Origin of the sequence: Aporhodopirellula aestuarii, assembly GCF_023701485.1 — a bacterium.
GTDB lineage: Bacteria > Planctomycetota > Planctomycetia > Pirellulales > Pirellulaceae > Rhodopirellula > Rhodopirellula aestuarii.
This window is the reverse complement of record NZ_JAMQBK010000137.1, coordinates 1-9,248: the sequence shown is the minus strand read 5'-3', so window position 1 is coordinate 9,248 and position 9,248 is coordinate 1. Positions and strand designations below refer to the sequence as shown.

Genomic DNA, 9,248 nt, shown 5'->3' with positions numbered 1-9,248 from the left:
TTTCAAAGGAGCTTCGCCGTAATTTCAAATCCAAATCGGCACTCGAGATGCAGAGCACTATCGCCTCATATTTGCTAGCACTACCGGTTGTTGCCTGCTGGAGCAAAACCCACAGCATATTGATCGTGAAGGCTTACGCCCGTGCCATTCAGACATGGTTGTCTCGGTCTACCAATACACGGCCCACATTAGAAGCCGCAGTGAAGAGAAGCGTGAACTGGATCGAAGATGGGCCTTGCCATAGACCTTCTTGCCTCGGTGACCATCGACCGTTTCGTCTCCGACAAGCCTGATCACCCCTTCGAGGAAGAACCGATCGAGAACGAAGCGGGCGATGATTCGAGTAAACCGTCGGGAGCACCACCTGCGATGCGAGAACAGCCGACGATAAGCGGATGGGTTGAGCGGTTCGATGATGCTCAACAGTCGAAGCACCGCCGAAACGGTGCGATCTCCGATCACCAGTGCGGCGGCAACAAAGAAAATAACCAATTGATTGGCCGTCTCGCGATGACGAGTTGCCGAAAACAATTGATCCATCAATGGCTTAAATTCACGGGGGCACGCGAACCATGGCAGCTTCCTTGCTCGGGTTTGCAACTGCGAGGAATCGTAATTCTTGCGCAAGAAAGCTGCTTTTACCTATACCAATCCGCCAGCTCAAATTCCACGAAAGTGGAAAAAGTCGAGCTTAATGGGCTGAATTATGAATCGCGGGTTCACTTGCTCTCATCGCCTGCACGTCATTCTCGGCGATAGTGACGCGTCACGTGCCGCCTTCACTCAGCGTCAATTAGCAATTCCAGCACTAGCGTCTTCCTGGGAGCTCACCACACGCAGCCATCAACATCTGGTCCAGATTAAAAACGCGTGGATCTTCTCATTTCCTGGAACGAAGCGTAACTCTGTCCGAAATCAAGAAAATGACGATAAAAATAAATCCGCTGTTTTTTACTATTGCAAACACCATATTGACCACGTCCAGGTGCCATATCGTAATGATTACACGCAAAAACATCGGGTACAGGAAAACCCTCATGTCTGAGACTGGGAGATTCATGAAAAACGATCGCGTTTTCGATACAGCGTAGCCCGCGATACTAAACACGACTGGTATGCCCCAGTAACCAAAGTTCAGCATTGCCTCACCAGCCAACCCGAAAATCCGCGTTGACTCCCGCCTGGAATCGCCAGCTGCCGAATATGCCCCCATTCCATACAGCAGGTCGGATGAAGCAACTTTTGTGGTTCGAATTTCGGGACGAATAACTCGAGGCAAAAGCACGCACGCTGCTCCTAGGTAGGTGCTTCCATAGGCAAACTTATATCCGTATTTGTTCTCCAATCTGTAGCACGTAAGAGCCTCTATATTTGCCCGTCCAATATCACCCAATAACACGCCTTTCCAATCACGCCCCGTTTTTTCGGATAACGCTACATAACTCTCGACTGAGTTTATCTTTCCAAAATCGTTTCGCAGCTGCTTGAACAGGGCGTAAACAACAAGAAACATTGACAGTGGGATTAAAGCAATAATCAGCGATCGTTTACTGATCCAGAATCCTTGGTAATTTAGCACAACCGCCATGATCATGACAGAATTCAAAAAGTTACTACGGCTACCACGCAGTCCAGCGAAAACAAACGCTAATGATACGCAGACTAGAAATAGCATCAAAGCAGTTGATCGATGCAATTGCTTGTTAATTCGCAAATGAATTAGCACGATGCAAAACAGCAGCGCTGGAAAACTTTCGGAGAAGAGAAAGAAGATCCCCATTCCGGACAAGTCCGTTTCACGGGACATCAAATTGGACACTCCTCCGATCCTGACGACAAAGTAGACCTGTGCAAGGAAAGACACAGCCAAAGCAATGGCTGCGACTGAATAAAAACGACGAGGCGAGAACACCCAAATGCGACGCGGACAGGCAACGACACCATCCGCCCATGTCCTTACTGCGAAGAAACAAAGCAGGCCGATGAAGTTAAAACTTGCTGCTGTTCCCAACCACGGGCGGTAGTCGCTTGGCTGCGAAGGCACATGTGAAAGCCGAGGCCCGAGCGGAACATAGAGCAGGGGAACAAAGAAGAAGAAAACAATGGCAAATAGCCCCATGAGCCCATAGAGATCTAAAGCGTCCCCCTTGCTTGTTAGCCAGCGGAGCCCCTCGGGCATTACCACGACCCCGCACAAGGCAATGGGGACGAGATACCAATGACGACACTGGGGTGCGAGCGCTGCAACAAAGAGAGTTACGAGGCAACAAATAATTACTGATGCGTTGTACACATTGCTCGAGTCCTGACTCTTCCTAATGGTTGACACTGAGACCATAAATTACGATTTCAAAAACGAGCCGAACGAAAAACTCATGCCTTAACAGCAGGTCGAGACACAGCTGGGACACCAATGGCGACAAAACCTTCTGGGATATCATCCACTACTACGGCATTGGCTCCAACAGAAGCGTTGTTGCCAACAATGACCGGACCAAGGACCATTGCACCTGCACCGATAGTGACATCGTTTCCAATCGTCGGTTGAATTCTTTTATCGCTTGCTGCCTTAATACCTCGAGGCCCATAGGCATTGCCAAGTGTCACCCCCTGAAATATGAGGCAATTGCTTCCGATTCGAGTCCCACCGCCAATGACGACACCTCCCACATGCGCAATTTCTAAACCAGGGCCGATTTCCGCCATCGAGCTTATTTCGCAATGGCAAACCTGAATATTCAGAACATCGAGCATCCTAGCAACTAGGCCAACATGGTGCATCCGGAACCACCGCGACATTCGATATATAACTACAGTGCGAAGCTGCGGAAGCAGCGCAACCGCAACCGCCAAACGAAGCGCCGATAGCATCGGAAATCGACTCGCATATTTCTCGCGACGTTTCTTTAAGTCGCATTTAATGACATCCAGCATTAACAACTCCGAACACTTTCATCTGGCCCAGTTGCTCCTGCACTTTTTAACGACATGTCCCGAGTGCCAACAAAGAGAAAAACTGCGGCAAGCACAAGGTGGAAGGAGTTTGCAACTATCAATGAGTACGCTGCTCCAGTAACACCTAGCGTCGGAACTAACGCCAAAGTTCCAAGCAACGTAGTGGCACATTGGCATACAGCGGCAACAAGTATGAAACGAAATCGCCGAACAGAGGCGAGCATCATCGTCAGAAGACAGCCGACGTATGCCGCAGTGGCACTAATCATGCACAATACCAATATATTTTCATAGCCCGCAAATTCAGGGGTGTACAACAGAACGAGCAACTCGCGACCGACGAGGAGAGCCAAGCAGATCCCAGCTAGCCCTAAGAAAAGAGCGAAGCTTAGTGCGTATCTTGAAATCCTCCAGAACTCCTTAGTCCGACTCTCCGAGTACGCTCTAGCAAGACGCGGCGTGATCACTGCTCCCAGCGCAGTAATCAGCATTGAGCCACCCACTACTACCTGAGCGATCGACCCAAATATACCAAGAGCTGAAAGGCCTTCTTCCTGCCCGAGAAATAGCCTAGGGAGTTGAGGGGACAAAGTACCGAGAATTCCGTTGATCCCAAGAGGTAGTCCTGCCCACGTCAACTCTCTCAGCGTCTTTCCAGTAAACAACCACGACAGCTCCTTCACAGCAACGAGGCGATAGCGCCCTGTGATTAGGCGATTCGCCATTGGTACGTCATACAAGCAATAGCACAAGCACCTGCTCAACGCTAACGCGATGATTGACAGGACGACACTATGAGAAAAAAAGAAGACGACAAAAACAGACGCAAAGTTGAACACACCTTTCAGGGCATTTGACAGAGCTGCTATGTCTAGCCTCTCAAGCTTCTGAAAGAAGCCTGCAAATAGGTCTCCAGCGGACTGCATGCTTGCCGCCAACGCCATTCCGACAAATGCTAATGCTGTTGTGGCATTTCCATAATCCAACGAAATCGCAACGATACCAACAAGCATAACAAGGACGACATTCCAGAAATACCTAGCTCCGATATAGTATCGAAACGAAATATCTGGGACAGCGTTAGTAATGTAAACGATCCTAAAGTTGAAATTTGATAGCGTTGACAACGGAAGCACGACGGCATACGCAAACAGAAAAAGCCCCGCAGCACCTGGCCCCCCCATCTTATTGAGGGAGGCCAGCACACCCCATTGGCACGCTGTATGAACTCCGTTGCCAAGCAGCATCCAGACGAAGTTTATCTTCATTGAACGTTCTTGCATGTTCATCGTTTCTGCATAATTGCTTTTCGCCACCGCGCTGTCGACTAAATGTGGGTCACTACGCAATCACAGAGCAAGGAAACGAGAAACCGTTGACGACAAGGCATTGGAGCCGAGCAGGGAAATTGCGCCACAACGAATCGTTCGCGAGGTTCAGGAAGGCGTCGCTGCGAGCCCTTTCTTGGCTAGCAAATGGGGGGGATGCATTTCGCTTCGGAGCCATCACATGGTGAGGTGGTGCCGAAACCTGGGGCACGCGAGTCTTATTTTCGACCAGCGTGGTTTGTTTCGAATTGGTGTGGCGTTTGGTACCCGATACTGGAGTGTTTTCTTTCGCGGTTGCAGCAAGCGAAGCAACTGCTCAACTCTTGGTCCGCTTTGGGCATGCTTTCGCACTCGATCATTCCAAGCTCCGTCTTGATGGTTCCGAAGCAAGATTCCATGAATGCGTTGTCGTAGCAGTCAGCCGCACGGCTCATGCTCTGTCGCATGGACGCTCGACCAAGCGTTGCTCGGAATCCTTTACCTGCATACTGCCCACCCCGATCGCTGTGATGGACCAGCCTCGCATCCGGCCGTCGCCCGCGAATGGCCGTTATGTGAAGACTTCGAAGGACAAGGTCTTCGCTTCGTCGAACTTGGTCAACTGCCTTGGTTGCCATTTGCATCACGTCGAATCGATCATGGACAATCTTATTTTCTGCCAGTGGAGTGGTCTCCTTGGTCGGTTTGACGTAAGCGGCACTCATGTCCATCGCGATCGCTTCGACGGCCTCGAACTGATCCTCCGAAAGCTCTGAAAAACAGGCTTCTGCGGCGTCAGCTTCGTTTCCTTCGCTAATCACTTCGACCGCGCTGTTGTCCAAGTCCTAGAGCAACGTGATATAGCTGCGCCCCTTCTTGAAAGCCTTCTCGTCGATCCCAATCCGAGACATCGCTGTGACCTGCTTTCGCTGTTTACCACGGCGAACGGCTCGCGCAACAATGTTCCATGCCTGATCCCATTTCGTGCCAAGGATGCTCATCGCTCCTTTGACGGTTTGCGTCGCCAACAGCACATCGATTGCGAATCGTTCGAAGTGGATTGTGAAGCGGCTATGCTTCTCGGCCCATGGGACATCTGTCTCGACTCCGTGTGCCAGGAACCTCATTTGAGGTATCCGAGCAATCAGAATCGCCTTGAACTGGCAGGAATGCGGGTGCCTCCAACGGCGTTCCTCGGTGTAATCGTGACAACTGAATTGAGCGTCGCAGTCGGTGCAGCAAAACTTGGCGTCTCGCGGATGGCCAACCTTCACTCCAATCTCAGATGCCTCGTGGTCAAGCTCAAAGTCGCCCACAGTCCAGGGCAAGCTGAGTCCCAGGATTTGCTGATACAGTTCTTTATCTTGCATGGCAATTCTCCTTTGCGGAAAATTCTACTGAACCCACGATCTTCCCAGCTGGACCAAAACCTAAGCCATGCCGTGCTCACGCAAGACGCCGAGCAACTCCGCGTCGCGAACACACAACTCGTCCGCACTCCAAATGACGCCCCGGATACCCTGGGCAATGCAGCATTACCATCTCCATTGCAGGGCGTGCGTCAAACGAATTGCTGCAATCTTTCGCAAGAGGGCTTCAATAGGGCAACCCACACGAGAATACTACATCAGTCATTTGATGCGATGGCCATGCAATACTGAGTTACCTTCCGCGGTTTCATCCTGAAACAAAAAAGCACACGGCTGGAAGCACCTTTTCCAACTGTTGTCAATACTGATAAAGCCAGACAGGCAAGCAACTTACAGTAAAACGGAAGTTTCGACTTGGCGTTGCCTAATTGGAGCCCATCAAGAAAACTTCTCAAGCAGTTTAGCCTTGATGTTTCTGATCTTAAATTTGACATATTCAGGGTAAAAACGACATCTCTTTCCAAGTTGCTTAACACGCTTGAAAGTCAACTCTTTGGGCACTGGAATAAAGCAGTTCGGAATTATCAGATACGAGTCCGGCAATTCGCCAACAAGATTGTTTTTCATTGGCCTTTTTTGAATGTGCAGATAAAGAAACTCGTCAAATGTGAGTTCTTCGTTCTCTGCGATGATGCGCAGCAGCTGCCCCTGCTTAAAGAGAAAAACGCAGGGGGTGCCTGGACGTTGCGACGCAACGCTGGTTAGCCTCGACAATTCAAAGTGCCCCACGGGAATATGCAGATTTGCGAATTCCCTGCCGTCGTACACTCGTTTGCCGATGTCCAGCAACAGGTCGTTGATGCCGTACGCCCGGACGTTCCATTCGTCGAAGTGGCAATACTTATCATTTGAAAAAATGATCTGATGAACTGGTTGCGTGGAACGCTCATATGCTGCAGCACTATTTGCCCATTCCGAATGCCATTTTTGACCAAGTACCCCTAATTGATCCAGCCGGTAACTGCTCGACTTACGACCGAATCTGCAGTTAGCGGCAAAGGCAGAATTGACTTCATCCGTATTTCGATAGAATGCCATGTGCCCAAAACCCAGTACCTTATCGTGCAGCTCGAAGATTTCCCGGGTAAGGAACTTGCGAATATCGCCATTGATCATGTCGATATCCGAATGCCCCCAAAAGTCAAACCCTTCTACCAAATCATCGAACGCCAATCCGAACGCTGGCCGAAAGTCGCATAACTTATATGGGTAATTCAATGAAATCCTGAAGTCGAAGTGACGCTGAAACCGCTTTTGGACGTCACCGAATTCTATGTACACAGGCTGCACATTGGAAGGGAAATCGTAGGGAGTGCGATCGTCTGTGATAATCCGCCAGCAAATGGACGGGTTATAGCCACACGACTTCAGGAAGACATTAAACAGAGATGGCAACCGCCCAAAGTAACACACCAATATAATGAGAGTGGGCTGTTGGTCCATTGTCTGAGTGTGATCTCTAGGCAGGTGACGCATGTGATCCCTATTGTTGATTAGTGACAATATACCGGATGACTCATCGTTTAGCAGCGGAAATGAGACCATGGTAGTATTGCAACCAAGATTCCCAGACTTTTTCTTGCCTAAATAGTTTATGCACTCGTTGCTTGGCCTTCACAACGTGCTCGTCGCGTAGCGATTGATCCGTCAAATAGCGGACTATGGCGGCGGAAAAGGCACCGACGTCACCGAGCGGAACTAACACGCTACACTCGCCGTCGCTTGCGGCATCAACAACGCCTGTAACCCTAAAGCCTACAATTGGAATTTCCATTGCTGCTGCTTCAATTACAGCGTTCCCGAAACCTTCGCGATGACTGGTCATTGCCAAGACATCGATTTCTCTTAATAGATATCGAACATCATCCACGAATCCTGTTATCGACACTTGGGGATGGCGTTGAAGCCATGATTTAGCTGTATCCGGGATGGGATCACCGATCTCGAAATCGCCGACGAGCAACAATCGCGCTGAGGGAATTATCAAAAGCACACATTGGTAGATATTGATGAGATCCAGGATTCCCTTGTCATGCGTTAGCCTTCCAACAAAACCGATCACAGGGCCTTTAGTACCTTCTTGGAAAACAAGACGCGTCGTTGCGCCGATCGCATCTTTCGAAAACCTCCTCATGTCGATCCCATTCGAGGACCCCGCTCCTAGAACGACTGTCTTTTGTTTGCTGGCCAATTTATGCTCGACGTAGATGCCCCTGAGGCTGTCACTAATGCAAACAACGTGATTAGCGCACGCTGAGGCAATGCGTTCGGTGATTGCGAGAACCGATTTCTTAATCCCTTTGGTGGTCTCAAGTCGCAAGCCTCTTAGGAGGTAGATCCGGATGGGAACGCGAGTAATCCATGCGGCCATCATCCCTAGCAAACCCGCTTTCGGCGTACTGGCATTGACGATATCTGGCCTGAGTTTCCGTATCGCTCGAATAAGGAAGAACAGAGATTTTGCGTCCCTAATTAGACTAATTTCTCGTTCAATTGCGACGGGGACAATTTCAATTTGTTGGTCGTTACGCACTTGCTCAAGCAGCGCCCCCGGTGATGCAATTAACGTCACCCGAAAACCAGCATCTCGCATAAATGTGAGCTGATCCCCCAGCAAGAACTTTGCGGACATAGGCGAAGTTACTACATACACCAAGTGCGGAAGTTGCGCCTTAGCCTGATCTATATTTCGCTCTTGGTTTTGGCTCTTCGAATTGAACAATTCGAGCTCGCTAAATTTCGCCACATTGCTGTCCTTTTGAGCCTACTCGTCCAACTTTTGATCCAACTGAGTGCTGGATCTAATGACGCGTGCCGGAACTCCGCCCATCACGGCATTTTTGGGAGTATCTTTTGTCACCACTGCGTTGGCTGCTATAACGCATCCTCGACCAATATTGACACCATCAGTAACGACTACTCCAGTCGCCAGCCACGAGCCTTCGCAAATTCGAATGGCGTTGGATCCGCCACTTCGAGTGCCGTACTGAACACGCTCACCGTGAAAATTATGAAATGTAGTTACGATTGAGCAGCGGGGCCCTATAATTACGCCGTCCTCGAGTGTCAGCCCCCCTTTGCCATTTACCCATCCGTCTTGAGCAATGTAAACGGACCTGCCGATAGATATTAGCTCAGGATGTATGAATCGGACCCGTGCTCCATACTGAAACCCGCGTCCACAAGACCGAAAGAATGGCCGAGCTAACACGCCCCGAATACGGCAGGTCCAGATATTTTCTGGAAGCCAATTCGTGGTCAACCCAATTAACCAAAGAGGCAGCTCCCGCATCACGTAGTTTAAAATTGATGATTTCAAAAAAACGCCTTATGTGAGAGTGCTTCGCCGTTCTGGATTGCCCTGCCCATGCAGTTCGTTCCGCTAAAGCAAAGGGTTCGTCCGTAATTATCGTGGGTAGAGCTTGAGTCCACCACAGCAAAAGAAGATCGCGGCTTCGAAATTTTCGATGTTGAAGACGCCGTCCACACAACGCTTGCTGGACATGACCTTGCTATTCCTACCTTCGGGCAGCAACGGGGATGTCCCATTTGTTGT

At 49.9% G+C, this 9,248-nt stretch carries 8 protein-coding genes and 1 pseudogene; all 9 read right to left on the bottom strand.

Annotation, left to right across the window (positions count from 1 at the left end; all coding sequences use genetic code 11):
* Positions 1 to 240: 240 nt before the first annotated feature.
* Positions 241 to 540, bottom strand: a pseudogene (locus NB063_RS31555) (transposase); the annotation flags it as partial.
* 340 nt (positions 541 to 880) lie between these two features.
* The gene (locus NB063_RS31550) at positions 881 to 2,119 is read right to left on the bottom strand and encodes a hypothetical protein (RefSeq protein WP_250933755.1); all 1,239 of its coding nucleotides are present in this window, start codon (positions 2,117 to 2,119) and stop codon (positions 881 to 883) included.
* 254 nt (positions 2,120 to 2,373) lie between these two features.
* Positions 2,374 to 2,934: a serine O-acetyltransferase gene (locus tag NB063_RS31545; RefSeq protein ID WP_250933753.1), complete on the bottom strand. Its 561-nt coding sequence runs from the start codon at positions 2,932 to 2,934 to the stop codon at positions 2,374 to 2,376.
* Positions 2,934 to 4,244 carry a lipopolysaccharide biosynthesis protein gene (locus NB063_RS31540; RefSeq protein ID WP_250933751.1) on the bottom strand — a complete coding sequence of 437 codons (1,311 nt, stop codon included), beginning with the start codon at positions 4,242 to 4,244 and terminating at the stop codon, positions 2,934 to 2,936. The genes NB063_RS31545 and NB063_RS31540 overlap by 1 nt, the downstream gene beginning before the upstream one ends.
* A 257-nt stretch (positions 4,245 to 4,501) precedes the next feature.
* Positions 4,502 to 5,104, bottom strand: a complete 603-nt coding sequence (locus NB063_RS31535) for a transposase (protein WP_250933749.1) — start codon at positions 5,102 to 5,104, stop codon at positions 4,502 to 4,504.
* A 3-nt stretch (positions 5,105 to 5,107) separates the two neighbouring features.
* Positions 5,108 to 5,632 carry a helix-turn-helix domain-containing protein gene (locus NB063_RS31530; RefSeq protein ID WP_250933747.1) on the bottom strand — a complete coding sequence of 175 codons (525 nt, stop codon included), beginning with the start codon at positions 5,630 to 5,632 and terminating at the stop codon, positions 5,108 to 5,110.
* A 438-nt stretch (positions 5,633 to 6,070) separates the two neighbouring features.
* Positions 6,071 to 7,135 carry a DUF6625 family protein gene (locus tag NB063_RS31525; RefSeq protein ID WP_250933745.1) on the bottom strand — a complete coding sequence of 355 codons (1,065 nt, stop codon included), beginning with the start codon at positions 7,133 to 7,135 and terminating at the stop codon, positions 6,071 to 6,073.
* Positions 7,136 to 7,208: 73 nt separating this feature from the next.
* Positions 7,209 to 8,438 carry a glycosyltransferase family 4 protein gene (locus NB063_RS31520; protein ID WP_250933743.1) on the bottom strand — a complete coding sequence of 410 codons (1,230 nt, stop codon included), beginning with the start codon at positions 8,436 to 8,438 and terminating at the stop codon, positions 7,209 to 7,211.
* An 18-nt stretch (positions 8,439 to 8,456) separates the two neighbouring features.
* Positions 8,457 to 8,984 carry an acyltransferase gene (locus tag NB063_RS32510; protein WP_322975343.1) on the bottom strand — a complete coding sequence of 176 codons (528 nt, stop codon included), beginning with the start codon at positions 8,982 to 8,984 and terminating at the stop codon, positions 8,457 to 8,459.
* Positions 8,985 to 9,248: the final 264 nt, after the last annotated feature.

What these genes read in the sequence shown, in the direction of transcription:
- NB063_RS31545 (WP_250933753.1), bottom strand. Translation starts at nt 2,934, where the DNA reads ATGCTGGATGTCATTAAATGCGACTTAAAGAAACGTCGCGAGAAATAT.
- NB063_RS31540 (WP_250933751.1), bottom strand. Translation starts at nt 4,244, where the DNA reads ATGAACATGCAAGAACGTTCAATGAAGATAAACTTCGTCTGGATGCTG.
- NB063_RS32510 (WP_322975343.1), bottom strand. Translation starts at nt 8,984, where the DNA reads ATGCGGGAGCTGCCTCTTTGGTTAATTGGGTTGACCACGAATTGGCTT.
- NB063_RS31550 (WP_250933755.1), bottom strand. Translation starts at nt 2,119, where the DNA reads ATGGGGCTATTTGCCATTGTTTTCTTCTTCTTTGTTCCCCTGCTCTAT.
- NB063_RS31525 (WP_250933745.1), bottom strand. Translation starts at nt 7,135, where the DNA reads ATGGACCAACAGCCCACTCTCATTATATTGGTGTGTTACTTTGGGCGG.
- NB063_RS31530 (WP_250933747.1), bottom strand. Translation starts at nt 5,632, where the DNA reads ATGCAAGATAAAGAACTGTATCAGCAAATCCTGGGACTCAGCTTGCCC.